Source organism: Kribbella sp. NPDC051770 (assembly GCF_040681455.1).
Lineage (GTDB): Bacteria > Actinomycetota > Actinomycetes > Propionibacteriales > Kribbellaceae > Kribbella.
On the sequence record NZ_JBFAYT010000015.1, the window covers coordinates 31,699 to 45,450 of the forward strand.

Annotated in this window: 14 protein-coding genes; 8 read left to right on the plus strand and 6 right to left on the minus strand. The window is 69.6% G+C overall.

Going from position 1 to position 13,752, the window contains the following annotated elements; all coding sequences use genetic code 11:
* Window positions 1–26: 26 nt before the first annotated feature.
* Window positions 27–1,817 carry an alpha/beta fold hydrolase gene (locus tag AB0M01_RS34535; RefSeq protein ID WP_363676699.1) on the plus strand — a complete coding sequence of 597 codons (1,791 nt, stop codon included), beginning with the start codon at window positions 27–29 and terminating at the stop codon, window positions 1,815–1,817.
* Here AB0M01_RS34535 and AB0M01_RS34540 read toward each other — a convergent pair.
* Window positions 1,793–2,194: an SRPBCC domain-containing protein gene (locus AB0M01_RS34540; RefSeq protein WP_363676700.1), complete on the minus strand. Its 402-nt coding sequence runs from the start codon at window positions 2,192–2,194 to the stop codon at window positions 1,793–1,795. The two genes, AB0M01_RS34535 and AB0M01_RS34540, sit on opposite strands and share 25 nt — an antisense overlap.
* Window positions 2,191–2,589 (minus strand): RidA family protein, encoded by a 399-nt coding sequence (locus tag AB0M01_RS34545; protein ID WP_363676701.1) that lies wholly within the window; start codon window positions 2,587–2,589, stop codon window positions 2,191–2,193. Before AB0M01_RS34545 ends, AB0M01_RS34540 begins: the two co-directional genes overlap by 4 nt.
* A gap of 61 nt (window positions 2,590–2,650) precedes the next feature.
* Here AB0M01_RS34545 and AB0M01_RS34550 point away from each other — a divergent pair, with 61 nt between their 5' ends.
* The 3 genes from AB0M01_RS34550 to AB0M01_RS34560 are packed head-to-tail and all read left to right on the plus strand — an operon-like array spanning window position 2,651 to window position 5,291.
* On the plus strand, window positions 2,651–3,610 hold the full coding sequence (locus tag AB0M01_RS34550) for a WYL domain-containing protein (protein WP_363676702.1): 960 nt from the start codon (window positions 2,651–2,653) through the stop codon (window positions 3,608–3,610).
* A gap of 8 nt (window positions 3,611–3,618) precedes the next feature.
* Window positions 3,619–4,770 (plus strand): AAA family ATPase, encoded by a 1,152-nt coding sequence (locus tag AB0M01_RS34555; RefSeq protein WP_363676703.1) that lies wholly within the window; start codon window positions 3,619–3,621, stop codon window positions 4,768–4,770.
* Window positions 4,767–5,291, plus strand: a complete 525-nt coding sequence (locus AB0M01_RS34560) for a hypothetical protein (RefSeq protein WP_363676704.1) — start codon at window positions 4,767–4,769, stop codon at window positions 5,289–5,291. Before AB0M01_RS34555 ends, AB0M01_RS34560 begins: the two co-directional genes overlap by 4 nt.
* Window positions 5,292–5,293: 2 nt before the next feature.
* Here the strand turns inward: AB0M01_RS34560 and AB0M01_RS34565 are convergent, their stop codons facing one another.
* A complete protein-coding gene (locus tag AB0M01_RS34565; RefSeq protein ID WP_363676705.1) occupies window positions 5,294–6,205 on the minus strand; it encodes an LD-carboxypeptidase in 912 nt (303 codons plus the stop codon).
* 74 nt (window positions 6,206–6,279) lie between these two features.
* Between AB0M01_RS34565 and AB0M01_RS34570 the strand changes: the two genes are divergently transcribed.
* Window positions 6,280–6,567 (plus strand): antibiotic biosynthesis monooxygenase, encoded by a 288-nt coding sequence (locus tag AB0M01_RS34570; protein ID WP_363676706.1) that lies wholly within the window; start codon window positions 6,280–6,282, stop codon window positions 6,565–6,567.
* A 92-nt stretch (window positions 6,568–6,659) separates the two neighbouring features.
* Here the strand turns inward: AB0M01_RS34570 and AB0M01_RS34575 are convergent, their stop codons facing one another.
* Together AB0M01_RS34575 and AB0M01_RS34580 are read right to left on the minus strand one after the other, a co-directional pair.
* On the minus strand, window positions 6,660–10,085 hold the full coding sequence (locus tag AB0M01_RS34575) for a phosphodiester glycosidase family protein (RefSeq protein ID WP_363676707.1): 3,426 nt from the start codon (window positions 10,083–10,085) through the stop codon (window positions 6,660–6,662).
* 96 nt (window positions 10,086–10,181) lie between these two features.
* Entirely contained in the window at window positions 10,182–10,508 is a 327-nt protein-coding gene (locus AB0M01_RS34580; RefSeq protein WP_363676708.1) for a rhodanese-like domain-containing protein, read from the minus strand.
* A gap of 134 nt (window positions 10,509–10,642) precedes the next feature.
* Between AB0M01_RS34580 and AB0M01_RS34585 the strand changes: the two genes are divergently transcribed.
* Together AB0M01_RS34585 and AB0M01_RS34590 are read left to right on the plus strand one after the other, a co-directional pair.
* On the plus strand, window positions 10,643–11,551 hold the full coding sequence (locus AB0M01_RS34585) for a hypothetical protein (RefSeq protein ID WP_363676709.1): 909 nt from the start codon (window positions 10,643–10,645) through the stop codon (window positions 11,549–11,551).
* A gap of 113 nt (window positions 11,552–11,664) precedes the next feature.
* Window positions 11,665–12,609: a hypothetical protein gene (locus AB0M01_RS34590; RefSeq protein WP_363676710.1), complete on the plus strand. Its 945-nt coding sequence runs from the start codon at window positions 11,665–11,667 to the stop codon at window positions 12,607–12,609.
* Here the strand turns inward: AB0M01_RS34590 and AB0M01_RS34595 are convergent.
* The gene (locus AB0M01_RS34595) at window positions 12,602–13,459 is read right to left on the minus strand and encodes a DNA-formamidopyrimidine glycosylase family protein (protein ID WP_363676711.1); all 858 of its coding nucleotides are present in this window, start codon (window positions 13,457–13,459) and stop codon (window positions 12,602–12,604) included. The genes AB0M01_RS34590 and AB0M01_RS34595 overlap by 8 nt on opposite strands.
* Before the next feature lie 127 nt (window positions 13,460–13,586).
* Here AB0M01_RS34595 and AB0M01_RS34600 point away from each other — a divergent pair, with 127 nt between their 5' ends.
* Window positions 13,587–13,730, plus strand: a complete 144-nt coding sequence (locus AB0M01_RS34600; protein ID WP_363676712.1) for a hypothetical protein — start codon at window positions 13,587–13,589, stop codon at window positions 13,728–13,730.
* The last annotated feature ends 22 nt before the right edge of the window (window positions 13,731–13,752 follow it).

Sequence of the window (13,752 nt, forward strand, 5' to 3'; positions counted from 1 at the left end):
ACGGGAGGGTGGGTAGGGTCGGCAGCATGCTGCCCACGCTGCTCGCCCTTCCCTATCTTGTTGCCTTTGACATCGACCCTGAGGGTCGCCTGCTGATCGGGTACGACGGCAGCGGCGTCCGTGAGCTGTACGAGGTCGGACCGGACGGCGACTGGCGCACCTTGACCTCCTCTGGTGAGCGGGTGGTCAACGCGGCCTACGTCCCGGACACCCGCCACGTGGTGGTCGAGCACGACACCGGTGGCGACGAGCGCGGTCAGCTGTCGCTGCTGGATCTGGCCGGCTCCTCCTCGGAGCCGCTGGTCCACGACCCCGCGTACTTCCACCACCTGATCGCCGCGCGGCCCGGCCGGGTGCTGTTCACCACCAACCGCCGCAACGAGATCGACTTCGACCTGGTCGCCCGTGACCTCGCCACCGGCGAGGAGACCACGCTGTACGACGGCGGCGGCTACGTCTACGCGGTGAACGCGTCGCCGGACGACCAGTGGGTCGCGGTGAGCCGCGCCGGTGGTCCGGCGAACTCCAGCCACGTGCTGCTGGTCGAGACCGCGACCGGTGAGATCAGCGACGTCACGGCGTACGAGGACCCGAACGCGTCGTACGCCGTCTCCTGGCTGCCGGACTCCAGCGGGTTCCTGCTGTCCGCTGACATCGACCGGGACCGGGTCGCGGTGTTTCGGTACGAGCTGGCGACGCGCTCGCTCACGCCGGTGGTCACCGACGACGAGCGCGACCTGGTCGGCTGGGCGAGCCCCAACGGGCAGCACCTGCTAGTGGCAGCGAATGTGGACGGGGAGATCTCACTGGCGCTGCACACTGCCGACGGCGAGCTGGTCGCTCCTATCGACCTGCCTGCTGGTGGTTGCGGCGCGGTGCTGGTGGAGGCGCAGCCGCACTGGTCCGCTGACGGCGAGCACCTGGTGATCACCTACAGCAGTCCGGTCGAGCCGCAGCATGTGTTCCGGTACTCCGTGGCCGGCGGTTCGCTGGATAAGGTGCGGGCGCCGGACGCCGTCGCCGTGCCGGCCGGGCTGACGCCGCCGACGTCGTACCGGGTGGAGTCGTTCGACGGTGAGCAGGTGCCGGTCTACGTCTACCAGCCGGAGGGCGGTGGCGACGGGTCGGCGGTGGTGTTCGTGCACGGCGGTCCGGAGTGGCAGCACGGCAAGATCTGGCACCCGCTGGTCGCCGGACTCGTTGCCGACGGCCACACCGTGCTGGTGCCGAACGTGCGCGGCTCCACGGGGTACGGCAAGCGCTGGTACTCGCTGGACGACCGGGAGCTGCGGCTGGACTCCGTGCGCGACCTGGCCGCGCTGCACGCGTGGCTGCCGACCATCGGTGTCGACCAGTCGCGGGTCGCGCTCTGGGGTGGCTCGTACGGCGGCTACATGGTGCTGGCCGGGCTGGCCTTCCAGCCGTCGCTGTGGGCTGCTGGGGTCAACCTGGTCGGCGTGGCCTCGCTGGTGACGTTCCTGGAGAACACCTCGCCGTACCGGCGGCGGGTCCGCGAGCGCGAGTACGGGTACCTGGAGACCGACCGGGAGTTCCTGGAATCGGTGAGCCCGCTGAGCCGGGTGGACGCGATCCAGGCGCCGCTGTTCGTCATCCACGGCGCCAACGACCCGCGGGTGCCGCTGTCCGAGGCCGAGCAGATCGTGGCGGCGCTGGAGCAGCGGAAGGTGCCGTGCGAGCTGCACGTATACGGCGACGAGGGGCACGGGCTGGTGAAGCGCGCCAACAAGCTGGACGCGTACCCGAAGGCGTTCGCGTTCCTGCGCGAGCACCTTCAGGCCAGCGCCTCGACCAACTGATTGACGACGCGCTGCCAATGGGTGCGTTGCTGCTCCCGCTCGGCGGCGTTGGCCAGGCGTTCCTGGTGCACGACTAGACGAGCCTTACCTGCAGCTGTCGGGGCTACCGACAGCTGCAGCGTTGTCTCGTGCGACCAGGTTGCTGGTTGCCAGGTGAGGCGGACCCGGGTGTGCTCCCGGAAGCTGCGGAGCTCGCCGCGGGTGCCGTCCTTGGTCTCGTAGCCGGTGCCCTTCTCGTTGAGCAGGGTGACGCTTTCGCCGAGCCAGATCGCGACGCCGGCCGGCGAGGTGACGAAGTCCCAGACCTCGTCGACCGGGCGGTCGATGGTCTTCGAGACTCCGATCTGCCAGCCGGCGTCCTTGGTCTTCCCTGTCACGGGGCGATCGCCGCGATCGCGCTGACCTCGAGGAGGGCGCCGGGGACGGTCAGGCTGGTGACGCGGATGCCCTGCACGGTCGGCGCCGCGCCTTCGAGCCCGGCCGCGGCGACGGGGTACGCCTGGGCGAGGTCGACCTCCTCGGCCAGGTAGATCGTCATCGAGATCAGGTCGTGCACGGTCGCGCCCGCGGCGGCCAGCGCGGTCTTCAGGTTCTTCATCACCTGCTCGGTCTGCGCCGCGGCGTCGTCACCACCGACCAGGCGGCCTGCGCCGTCGACGGCGTTCTGGCCGCCGACGTACAGGGTGGTCATCCCGGCCGGGACGACGGCGACGTGGGTGAACGCCGGGGAGTTCACGAGTCCTTCGGGTCGGAGCAGCGTTTTCTCGGTCATGACCCCAGGATCATCCCTCACCCGGTCAGATTGTGTCCGGGTTTCCAGGTAGTTTTCGGCTATGAGCACCACCAGCCGCCGGCTCGAGACGCTCGCGCTGCTGCAGACCCACCCGGGGATCTCCGCGCCCACGCTCGCGGCCCGGCTCGGCGTCACCGAGCGGACCGCGCGGCGCGACATCGCGCAGCTGCGCGAGCTGGGCTACCGGATCGACGGCGCCGCTGGCCGCGACGGCGGCTACCGGCTGGCGCAGGGCCGGGCGATGCCGCCGCTGCTGCTGGACGCCGACGAGGTGGCTGCGGTGGCGCTGAGCCTGCGGACAGGCGTTGGAGTCGAGGGGCTGGAGACGGCGGCGGTGACGGCACTGGCCAAGTTGACGCAGGTCGTGCCGTCGCAGTGGCAGACGCGGTTGACGGCGCTGACCGACGTACAGGCTTATCAGGGGCGTACGCCGCGGCGGGCGGACCGCGATGTGCTGGTTCAGCTGGCGCTGGCGTGCCGGGCTGGTGAGGCGGTGCGGTTCCGGCACCGGCGGCTGGGGGCTGCGGAGGACCATGCTGTGGAGGTGCAGCCGTACCGGTTGGTGACGCTGCGGCGGCTTTGGTACCTGGTGGCTTGTCCGCGGGGTGGGGACGAGTGGAGGGTGTACGCCGCCGACCGGATCTCGCGGGTTCAGGCATTGGGGATTGCTGTGGCAGCACCTGCTCCACCTGACGATGCGGCTCAGCTGGTCGCTCGGTCGTTGGCGCAGGGGCGGTGGCGGCATCAGGTGCGGGTGGCTGTGCACACGTCGGGCGACCTGGTCCGCGAGCTGGTCGACCCGAGCGTGGCGGCCGTGGTGGACGTCGGTGACGAGTGCGAGCTGGTCTTCGGCACCGACGACCTGGACTGGGCTGCGCGGTGGCTGGCGTACCTGAACCTGGATCTGGACGTGATCGAGCCTGCCGACTTGAGCGCTCGGTTGCAGCGCTTCGGGCAGTGGCTGGCCGAGCGCCATCTAGATGCCGAGGGCCCACCATGACTTAACCTGTGAACACCTTCATCAGCTCTTGCCAACAGCGTGAACAGCATTCACACTGGACTCAAGGGCCGTTAATCCTGTTCACGTTTGGAGAACAAGTGCCTGCGCAGCCCGACGACCGCGACCTCTTGGGCATCTACGAGATCGCCGAACTCGCCGGGGTGAGTCGCACTGTCGTATCCAACTGGCGTACTCGCGACGATCGGTTCCCCAGTCCCGCAGCAGATCTGCGGAGCGGGCCTGTCTATCGGGCAGGCCAGATCAAGCGATACCTCAAACGGAGGAACAGAATCATGGCGGCGTACACCATCGCGACCATCAATTTGAAGGGTGGCGTCGGCAAGACGACCACCACGGCGGCACTGGCGGAGTTCTTGTCGCGCGAGTTCGGCAAGAAGGTGCTGGTCATCGATCTAGACCCCCAGACCAACCTGACCACGATGCTGATCGGCGAGAACGCGTGGAAACGCCTGAACGACGCCAAGCACACCCTCGCCACGCTGTTCACCGATGCCCTGAAGGCGGACGGCGAGGAGCCTGAGTTCGACCTTGACGCCACGCTGCAGCGGGGAGTCAGCCCAGTCACGGACGTCCGCGACGTCGATCTACTGCCCTCCTCGCTCGACCTGATCGACGTTCAGGACCGACTCGGGTCAATGTCGTCGGGGAAGTTCTTCTCGAACAACCCCACCGATCTGCTGCGCAAGGCGGTCAAACCGATCGTGAACAACTACGACTACGTGCTGGTGGACTGCCCGCCCAACCTCGGGATCGTCACGCTGAACGGACTGAGGATCTCCGGGGGGTATGTAATCCCGACGATCCCCGACGTGCTCTCGACGTACGGCATTCCGCAGATCACGAAGCGAGTCGAGGATTTCGCGAACGGCATCGGCGAGACAATCGAGCCACTCGGCGTGATCGTTTCCAAGTTTCGGGCCGCCTCGACGCTGCACCAGAACACGGTGGAGCAGCTTGAGCGTGACGACAAATTTCCCGAGGTGTTCGAAACCATCATTCCCGAAGGCAACGATGTTGCGGCTTCGGCCGAGTTCGTTCGGCGGTCGACGCTGCGACAGAAGTACGGCTACCAGGGCCGCTTCAACGACTTCCACGCACTGACCAAGGAGTTCATCGAGATGGTGGAGGACAAACTGTGAGCGAGTCATCGACCGAGCAGACCGACACACCGGTCGAGCTGAACGTGACATCAGGCAATGCAGCACAGCCAGGCAGCCCTGCCCACGGACAAGAAGACGACTCGCTCGACGTCGCGATCGCGGGCCTTCGTCAGCGCGATCCCGAACTGGCCGCGACACTGACCCGCCTCTTCACCGCCGTGGCACTCGAAGCCAGCCGCGGCCCTCGTTTCGCCAACTCGCTGTCCAAGGCGCTTCGAGGTCCGGCCAGTCCGAGCAGTTCAGCGAGAACACGACGACCGCAGAACCGCCGAAACCCGGGCCCGTTCGATCCCTTCGTCTCATACGCCAACGGCGGAGAGATTCATCTGCGGACGTTGCTCGGCGCCCTCGACCTCGAGGCATTGCGTGACATTGTCGCCGAGCACGGCATGGACACCGATCGGCTGGCGATGAAATGGAAGGATCCAGACCGGGTGATCGAGCGCATCGTCGAGCGCGTCGTCGATCGATCTACGAAGGGGGCTGCCTTCCGGGACTGATCTCAATAAAACGCGGGCTCGAGCGGCCGCAGTACGGCGTTGGTCGCGTCGAGCTGGACCGGCAGGCCCAGCGGTACGGCGAGGTTGAGGTCCTCGTGGCCGATCGCGGCGCCGGTGACCATCGGGACCTGCAGCGGCTCCAGCCGCTCGCGCACCACGTCCGCGACCAGGCCGTCGTCGTCGGCCTCGCTGAAGTCGCCGATGACGAGCCCGGTGACGTGGTCGAACCAGCCCGCGCGGAGCAGCTGCGTGAGCAGGCGGTCGACTCGGTAGCCGTCCTCGCTGATGTCCTCGAGCAGGACGATGCCGTGCGGCTTCGACACGGTCGGCGAGCCGAGGCTCGACGCGAGCAGCGCCAGGTTGCCGCCGAGCAGCCGGCCTTCCGCCGTACCGGCGACGACCGTTTGTGCACCGCGCGGAGCCAGCAGGTCGACGACCTTCTCCGGCTCGAACAGCAGGTCCTTGAGCCGGTCACCGCCGGTCGCGAGCTGCTCGACGCCGGCCGCCATCGGGCCGTGCACCGTCACCAGCCCGCGCGCGTTGAGCGCCTCGTGCAGCGCGGTGATGTCGCTGAACCCGACGAACACCTTCTCCACCGCGGCCAGCGCGTCCAGGTCGAGGAGCGGCAGCATCCGCTGGACGCCGTACCCGCCACGCCCGCAGAACACCGCCGCGAACCGGTCGTCCAGCCAGGCGTTCGTGAAGTCCTCGGCGCGCTGGGCGTCGCTCCCCGCCAGGTACGGCAGCCGCTCGTCGCGCGCGAGCGCCGAGGGCATCACCTCGACCTCGAGCCCCCACTCCCGCAGCCTCTGGCTCCCAGCCTCCAGCCGCTCCGCCTTCAACGGCCCGGCCGGCGCCACCACAGCCACCCGGTCCCCGGCCTGCAGCCGCCGCGCTTTCCTCACGTCCGTCACACCCGGAACGCTATCCGCTGTCCACCCTCCGACCACACCCGGACGCCTCGACGGCCACGTGAAAAGCTGACGACATGGCTCTCGAGATTGCGTTGATCGACGTGGTGGCAGGACAGGAAGCGGACTTCGAGGCGGCGTACCGCGAGGCCCGGCGACAGCTGGAAGGCGCCGGCGCCCAGAGCATCCGAATGACCCGCGGCATCGAGACCCCGACCCGCTTCGTCCTCCTCGTCGAGTGGGAGTCCGTCGAGGCCCACGAAGCCTTCCGCGCCAGCGACGCCTTCGGCATCTGGCGAGGCCTGATCGGCCCCCACTTCGCCAACCCGCCGCACGTGGAGCACTTCACCGACGTCGAAGGCTGACGCGGATCTCCACCACCCACCAACGACCCCGACACACCGATGCACTCGGCGTGTCGGGGTCGTTTCAGTGGGTTGGACGGTGGTGCACGTCGCTACCAGTCGATGCGGATGCGTTGGATCTTCGTGGTGCCGTTGACGGTGACCGTGAGGTCTACCGTGCCGGGGCGGAGGGCGGTCAGGGTGCTGGTGGTTGGGTCGTAGGAGGCGGCGGCCCAGAAGGGGGCTGTGTTTGCCGGGCCTACGTGGAGGAAGGTTGAGCCGGTCCAGTCGGCTGAGACTGGGAAGGTGACCGGGACTCGGCGGGTGTCCTGGACGACGGTGGCTGTGGCTGTTGTGGACTGGCCTCGGCGGAGGGTGGTGGGGGCGGCCAGCTCCAGGGTGTCCACGTGGGGGCGGAGTTCCAGCTGGAACCAGCTGCGTTCCGGGGCCGACCAGTGGCGTACGCCGGCGTCAGCTGCGCGGGCGGTGGGGTCGATGCCGACCAGCGCCCAGCCGGTGAAGCCGCCGGCGTCGGGAGCGGCTGCTGGGCTCTTGCCGGAGTTGCCGGTCAGCGGGAGCAGGACGCCGTCGGTGCGGGTCGCCGCGAAGGTGCCCGCGTGGGCCGCCATGTACGCCGCGCCCTTGCCGGTCGTGGCGCGGAAGTCGGCGAGCCAGCGGACCAGGAGCTCGGCCTCCTTGCGGTCGCCGAGCTGCGAGTTCGCGGTCGGGGACGGGTCGTCGATCGGGTGGTGGGCCATCACGACGACGTTCCGGATCGCCTTGTTCCGCGCGGCGTCGTCGAGCTGACGCCGCAGGTCGAGGATCTGCGCGAACCCACCGGCGCGCAGCGAGCCGAGCGAGGAGTCGCGCAGCACGAACCGCGTGCCCTTGTGGTCGAACGTGCTGGTCGGCGCGCCGAACACCTTCGTCCACTCGGACAGGTCACCCGGGCCGTAGCTCTCGTGGTTGCCCGGCACGTAGTGCACCGGCACCTTCCCCGCGACCTCCTCGTCGATGATCCGCTTGGCCAGCGCGATGTCGTTCGCGAAACCGCGGTCGACGAAGTCGCCGTTGATCACCAGGAACTCCGGGCGCTGCGCGAGCGCCTCGCGGATCGTCCGCCGGGCCTGCTTGACGAAGTCCGACTCGGGATCGTCGGCGGTGAACTGCGCGTCCGACAGGACGGCGAACTTCCAGCGCTTCCCGTCGAGCTTGCCGTCGGCAACGACCATCGGGTCGACCACCTTGGCCGGCGGCTGCACGGTGACCGGCGGCGCACCGCGGACGGTCAGGTCGTCGACGACGATCCGCCCGGCGTACTGGCGGGTGGGGACGGTCTCGACGACGTAGATCCGCCAGAACTTCAGCGGCATCGTCAGCCCCGGCGGGATGTCGGCCTCGACGTACTTCCAGCCGGTCCAGTCGACGGTCGCCGCGAGGTTCAGCGTCTGCGCCGAGCCGCCGGCGCCGTCGTACGCGTTGGCCCGCAGCCAGGCGCCCTTGCCGTCGCCGTACACCCAGGCGCCGAGCTTCTGCGGCTGCCCGGGCAGGACCTGCTGCGGCGTCATCGACAGGTACGCCGCCCGCGTGGCGGTGCTGCCGGTGAGCGAGTAGTCGAGCGCGATGGCCTGACCGCCGTCGTGCCCCTCGGCCGCCGAGTGCGACGCGGTGGCGGCACCGGCCGGTACGGCGTTGGCCTGCCAGCGGGTCAGGTCGTCGACCTCGTCGACCACCTCGATGCTCAGACCGGCGGTGACGCTCAGCTGGGTGCTGAGGCTGCCGACGCGCGCCGTGACGACGGTGGAGACCGCGTCGGTGCCGAGCGCGTTCACCTCGAACCCATTGCCCTTGGCAACGACATTGACGAGGGTGCTGTCATAGGCAAGCTTGACGTCACGCGGCTCGACCCAGGTCGAGAAACCGTCGGCGTCGTACCCGGTGATGCTGAAGAAGCCCTTGCTGGTGGCGTTCGGCAGCGACACCTGCTTGCTCGACGGCGCGAGCCGGGTCGGCTCGCCGAGCACGGTCATCGGGAAGCGACCGTTGGCGTGGCCCTTCGCGGCGGTGATCACGACGTCGCCGCCGCGGCGGCCGGTGACGACGCCCTGGCTGGTGACCCGCGCGTTGCTGCCGGCCGACCAGTACGGCGTACCGGGGGCCGGCGCGTAGGTCTCGTCGTGGCCGCGGGCGGTGAGGACGCGGGTCAGGCCGGTGAGGACCTTCGCGCTGCGGGTGAGGTCGGCGTCGGCCGGCTCTTCCGCCGTACCGGTTGCTTCGACGCGGAAGCCCTTGAGCTGGCCGGATCCCTTGACCGGAAGGAGTCCGAGGCCGTTCGGGGTGAGGCGTTCGGAACCGTCGGAGGGCTTGTTGACGACCTCGGGGGCAGCCTCGCCGGGCGCTCGCTTGAGCATCGTGGAGGAGCCGCCGCCGTCGAGGTTGAGCACGTCGTCGGCGCCGAGGTCGAGCATCAGGCGGGCGAGCTCCTTCTCGGTCAGGCCGCGGGAGTCGACCATCCGGCCGTCGACGGTGAGCAGGATCATCCGGCGGCCGTCCTCGGAGAACCCGATCGCGGTGCGCGGGTGAAGGGCGGTGTCGTCGACGTCGAGGATCTGGCCGTCGCGGGCCAACTGGAGGTTGCCGCTCAGCGCGACCGCCGCGTCGGCGGCGTCGGCTCGCGGGCCGTACTTCACGTCGATGTGGTCGCCGGGCTCGAACGCCTGCAGGGCCGCGGCGCCGGACTCGCGGCCGATCAGGGCCTGCTCGTTGGCGGCGAGCGGGGTCGTCGCGGGGGTCGTGGCCGACGAGACGACCACGCCGTCGCGGAGGATGACCTCGCGGACGGTCGGGAGGCCGTCGACCGTGCGGGTGCGGGCGGCCTCGCCCCACTGCGGGGTGTAGAGGCCGATGCCGTTGGCGTTGACGGTCGGGGAGTTGAGGTTGGTCAGGTCGACCTTGCTGGCGTCGTCGTCGGTCGCGGAGCCTTCGAGGAAGACCTGGGCGATCCGGCCGAGGCCGTTCGCGCCGATCACGGCGGTCTCGTTGTGGCCGGCCGCGGGGCCGTTCACGAAGCGGCCGGGGCCGCCGTCGGCGTCGCGCTCGATGCCGACGCCGAGGGGTGCGCCGGTGTCGTTGATGTCGAAGAAGTCGCCGTTGACGCCGGCGATCGCCTGCTTGCGCTGGGCTTGCTGACTGAGGACCTCGCGGCCGGAGACCGTACCGGGGTTGAGGTAGTCGACGGTGACGCCCTTGCGGTCCAGGTCGGCGACGAGGATGTCGCCGCGCAGCCAGCCGCGGGCGTCGAGGCGGTCGAAGCTCGTGTAGTTGACGCCGGGGGCGACGGGGCTGTCGGTGCGGCGGGTGACGATGCCTTCGCCGGGCGGTGCGATGGCGATGTCAGGAATGTCGGAGGCGGCAGAGGATCCGTGCCGGGCTTCGACTGGTTGGTCAGGTGCGGCTGAGGCTGGTGGAAGAGCGGCGCTGAGGAGCAGGCCACCGGTGAGCAGACCGGTGGCGAGCGTACGTCGTACGGGAGCGGACACGGTGCCTCCTCGGGATGGGGCGTCCGAGTCGGCGTGGGCGTACGCCGATCGACGACCGGTGACAAACTAACGTCTCCGGTCGTCGATCGGAAGGTTTTATTCGCCGGTGGCGACTGGGCGGCCGTACGACGCCCAGGCGTGCATGCCGCCGTCGAGGTTGATCGCCTCGCGGCCCTCCGCGAGCAGGAACTGGGTGGCGACGCCGGAGCGGCCGCCGACCGCGCAGACGCAGATCACCTTCTGGCCGAGCGGGACCTCGCCGACCCGCTGCTGCAGCTGGCCGAGCGGGATGTGGGTGGCGCCCTCGATGTGGCCGCTGGTCCACTCGTCCGGTTCCCGTACGTCGAGCACGAAGGCCTCGGCCAGCATCGCGTCGTCCACGTCGGAGACGACGACGGCCGGAATCATCGGGTTCTGCGTCATGGGACGATCATTGCAGCCTTGCCGTGGGCCGCCACATCCGGAGCGCGGAATGCGATTGCCCAGCGGGTGGATCGCGCGTTGACAGTACGTCGCCCGGCGGCGGACAGTCGGACGAGCGAACGGGGAGGCACGGCTTGGCGTTGGTCGAAGGGATTCCGGGCGAGTTCGGCCCGCAACCGTGGGGTGAGGCGATCCTGCGGAACTGCGGCGTGCTGCTGCTCCGGATCACCCGCCGCCCGGCCGACCACGAGGTCCGGCTGCCCGGGCTCGCGACCACGCCGCGGCACGTCGTCGAGGAACAGTCCGGCAAGGCGCTGACCTGGCGGCGCGACGGCGACGACCTGGTCGTCCGGCTGCCCGGCGACGAACTGCCGGCGCGGTTGCCCGGCGACAACGAGACCAGCCCACCGCTCACGGTCATCAAGGTCGCGCTGCAGGGCAAGCTGCGGATCGTCCCGCCGGACACCACGACCGCCAACGCCGACGGCGTCTGGGACCTGACTCCGAGCGCGTTGTCGCGGCCGACGTTCCACCTGGTCGCGCGGCGTACGGCCGATGTCGGCGTGCGGCTGATCGGGCCGGCCGAGGCCGGGATGCGGCTGATCGAGGGCCTCGCTCCGGGCAGCCGGTACCAGGTGCGGGTCGCCGGACGCGCGTACGGCGTACCGGCGGCGGAGGCGGTCGGGCACGTGCTCGGGCCGTTTGCCGTCCGGGCCGGGCGGGTGGTGCGGCTGTCGGTTGCGGGGCTGGTCGTGACCCGCGCGCTGGTCGCGCCGGTCGGGACCGTGCTGGCGTCTGTGCACGCGCGGAGCGGGCGGCTCGAGGTCCAGGTGACGAACTTCGGGCGGACGGCGGTGCGCGGTTCGGTCGAGCTGCCGGTGCCGAGCGGGTGGGCGGGGAAGGCCGACGCCTGGGAGTTCGAGGACCTCGAACCAGGCGCGACCGTCGGGCGGCCGACGACGTTGCGGCGGACGAGCGCGGACGCGGAGCCGCTGGTGGTGCGGCTGGACGCCGGGCGGCGTTCGGCGTCGTTGCCCTGGTGAACGGTTCTGGTCAAAACCGGACAGGGCGTTGCGCGGCGGCGTACCGGTGATTTCTACTGTCGGTGATCGGTCACCTCCTGACAGTTACCGCCCCGAACGAGGAGTCACCGCCCATGACCCGACCTGTCCTGCGCCTGCTCGTAGCCGGCGCTCTGCTCACCAGTACGGCGGTTGCCACCGCCACCACCTCGACGGCGACCCCACCGGCCGCCACTACCGCCGTACAGGCTCCGGCCGTACCGCAGAAGGCCGGCGGGCTCGACGCCACCGGCTACTGGACCGCCGACAAGCTGAAGAACGCGATCCCGGCCGACCTGCCGGGAAGCCTCGAAACCCCTGCCCCGCAAGGGAAATCGAGCCAGGCCGGCGGCGTCGCGTCGCACCCGGTGGCGCCGAAGTCGAAGGTCGCGAACGATCCGGTGCCGAGCTCGGCGGGCAAGGTGTTCTTCAGCTACAACGGGCTGAACTACGTCTGCTCGGCGTCGACGATCAACAACAGCTACAAGAACCTGATCATCACCGCCGGCCACTGCGTGCACGGCGGAGCCGGTCAGGGCTGGCACAGCAACATCGTGTTCGCGCCGTCGTACTACAACGGCCAGTCCGGCGCCGGGCTGTGGAACTGGAGCCAGGCGCGCACGTTCAACTCGTGGATCAGCAGCAGCGACTTCAGCCACGACCAGGCGTTCGTCACGCTGCAGCAGCGCAACGGGCGCAACCTGATCGACGCCGTCGGCGGCAACGGGCTGGTCTGGGGCAACGGTCGCGCCCAGGCCGGGACCCGGATCTGGGGCTGGCCGGCCGAGCCGCCGTACAACGGTGAGGTGCCGTACTACTGCGACGGGACGACGTTCGCCTGGGGCAGCACCGACGCGGCGCTGAACTGCACGATGAACGGCGGCGCGAGCGGTGGGCCGTGGATGAAGGACCGGATCGACGCGAACCTCGGCTACGTGTTCGCGGTGACGTCACGCCGGACGACCAGCGGTACGCCGTACCTGCTGGCGACGCCCAACTCGGCGGACGTGAAAAGCATGTTCGACCAGATGACTACTTGAGCAGTTTGGACAGGCGGCGGTCGGCCAACGGCTTGCCGCCTGTCTGGCAGGTCGCGCAGTACTGCAGGGAGGAGTCGGCGAAGCTGACCTCGCGGACGATGTCACCGCAGACCGGGCACTTCTCGCCCTTGCGGCCGTGCACGCGCATCCCGCTGCGCTTCTCGGACTTGAGGTCCTGCGCGGCCAGGCCCTTCGAGCGCTCGACCGCGTCCCACAGCGTCTCACGCATCGCCGTGTAGAGGACCTGCAGCTCGTCGTCGGTCAGGTTCGACGCCGGTTTGAACGGGCTCATCTTCGCGACGTGCAGGATCTCGTCGGAGTAGGCGTTGCCGATGCCGGCGATCACCGACTGGTTGCGCAGCACGCCCTTGAGCTGGACCCGGCCGGCGTCGCGCATGATCTCGGCGAAACCCTCCGCCGACAGCGTGAACGGGTCGGGGCCGAGCTTCGCGATCCCCGGGACCTCGGTGATGTCGCGGACGACGTACACCGCGAGCTTCTTCTGCGTCCCGGCCTCGGTCAGGTCGAAACCGGACTCGTCGTCCAGGATCAGCCGGAGCGCGATCGGGCCCTTGCCCGGCCGGACCAGACCGGTCGACTGCTGCTCGCGCCAGCGCAACCAGCCGGCCCGGGCCAGGTGGATCACCAGGTGCACGCCGGAGGCCTCGATGTCGAGGAACTTGCCGTGCCGGCTGACGTCGTCGATCAGCAGCCCGGTGAGGGCGGAGATCGGCGGGTCGTAGGTCTTCAGCGCGCTGATCGCGGTGATGTCGGCACGCACGATCGCCCGTCCGACGGCTCGTTCCCGCAGGAACCCCGCCAGCGATTCGACTTCCGGCAACTCGGGCACCTGCCCAGTGTGCCGTACGGCGCCGACAGATCCCACGGGTTCACCCGGGGACGGCTCCGGTGGATCACCTATGGGTTGCGGTTGATCGAGCCGCTACCTTCGAGGGAAGCAGAGAAGGAGGCCCCCGATGGGTTTCGTGAAGTCACTGGTCAAGGGCGCCGTGGTCGCCAAGCTGGTGCAGGTCGCGCAGCGCGAGCTGAGCAAGCCGGAGAACCAGCGCAAGGCCAAGGAGATGTTCCAGAAGGTCCAGCAGCGGCGTACCGCGCGCTGACCCCGACGACTCCGCCCGGCCC

Excerpts from the sequence above, each read along its gene's own strand:
- AB0M01_RS34535 (WP_363676699.1), top strand. The coding sequence starts at position 27 with ATGCTGCCCACGCTGCTCGCCCTTCCCTATCTTGTTGCCTTTGACATC.
- AB0M01_RS34545 (WP_363676701.1), bottom strand. The coding sequence starts at position 2,589 with ATGACCGAGAAAACGCTGCTCCGACCCGAAGGACTCGTGAACTCCCCG.
- AB0M01_RS34550 (WP_363676702.1), top strand. The coding sequence starts at position 2,651 with ATGAGCACCACCAGCCGCCGGCTCGAGACGCTCGCGCTGCTGCAGACC.
- AB0M01_RS34570 (WP_363676706.1), top strand. The coding sequence starts at position 6,280 with ATGGCTCTCGAGATTGCGTTGATCGACGTGGTGGCAGGACAGGAAGCG.
- AB0M01_RS34580 (WP_363676708.1), bottom strand. The coding sequence starts at position 10,508 with ATGACGCAGAACCCGATGATTCCGGCCGTCGTCGTCTCCGACGTGGAC.
- AB0M01_RS34590 (WP_363676710.1), top strand. The coding sequence starts at position 11,665 with ATGACCCGACCTGTCCTGCGCCTGCTCGTAGCCGGCGCTCTGCTCACC.
- AB0M01_RS34600 (WP_363676712.1), top strand. The coding sequence starts at position 13,587 with ATGGGTTTCGTGAAGTCACTGGTCAAGGGCGCCGTGGTCGCCAAGCTG.